General features: G+C 58.5%; 1 protein-coding gene. It reads left to right on the top strand.

Annotated features, from left to right (window positions below; all coding sequences use genetic code 11):
- Positions 1 to 216 precede the first annotated feature (216 nt).
- Positions 217 to 1,109: IS110 family RNA-guided transposase (locus WG899_RS22255; protein WP_339597823.1), on the top strand; the 893-nt coding region annotated here is incomplete at its 3' end.

Below are 1,109 nucleotides of genomic sequence, written 5' to 3'. Positions count from 1 at the left end.
AACTTGTATGGTTGAGGTGCTGGGGTGGAGAGCCTCGACGAACTATCGGCCATAGCGTTGGACCGACGAAGTGAGACATCTCTCGCCCCACCTCCAGCGTCGATGAGGAACTGAGCGGCTGACGCTGACGCAACAGACCGCCGATCTTGAAGCAAGTTGACGCGGCAGTGGGTTTATCACCCCAGCAGTTTGATTGTGCTTATGGAGGTCTTGACCATGCAAGCATCAGTTGAAGTGGTGGGTGTGGATGTGGCAAAAGCCGAGTTGGTTGCAGCCCGGTATCCCGCAGAACGTATCAGTGAAGTCATCCCCAACGCGACTGCAGCCATTCAAAAGTGGCTTCAAACGTTGCCGGAGGGCTGCATCATTGCGATGGAGGCGACCGGAAGGTTTCACCAGTTGCTCGCGCAGTTGGCGCATGTTGAGGGCTTTGTTGTCTATGTTCTCAACGCGCGTGACGTGTACTTCTATGCGCGAGCGGTCAGCGCACGAGGCAAGACCGACCGACTCGACGCCGGAGTCATTGCCCGCTATGTTGCTGAGCATCGAGACCGACTCAGGCCCTGGCAACCGGCCCAAGGTGTACCCAGCCAGTTGCAAGAGTTGCTAGGGCGGCGCGTGATGCTGACTCACCAACTGGTCACGCTGCGATTGAGCCTGAATGAGGTGGCGACGCTCGGTGAGACAGCGCATCGCCTGGAGCAGGCGTACCAAACGGCTTTCGAAGAGATTGATCGGCAGTTGGAGCAGTTGGTGGACAGCGAGCCGGCGTTGAAGCAAGGCGTACAGCGACTGCGCACGATCACAGGTTTTGGCGCGCAGGCTGCGATTCGGTTGGCTGCGCTTTTCAGTCGAATCAAATTCGACAATGCCAATGCTGTGGTGGCCTACAGCGGTTTGGACCCCAGGCCGAGCGATTCAGGAACGCACAAAGGGACGAGGCACCTGTCCAAGCGAGGGCCTGCGCTGTTACGGCGCCAGTTGTACCTGGCGGCCTTCGCTGCATGCCGTAGCAAGGCGCTGGGCCACATTTACACAAGCCTTAGAGCAAAGGGTTTTGCCACGACGCAGGCCTTAACCATCCTGGCTCGCAAGCTGCTCAGAGTGGC

Source organism: Paucibacter hankyongi, assembly GCF_037482915.1.
GTDB classification, from domain to species: Bacteria; Pseudomonadota; Gammaproteobacteria; order Burkholderiales; family Burkholderiaceae_C; genus Paucibacter_A; species Paucibacter_A hankyongi.
Note: the sequence above shows the minus strand (reverse complement) of the source record. Positions and strands in the feature narration are given on the sequence as shown.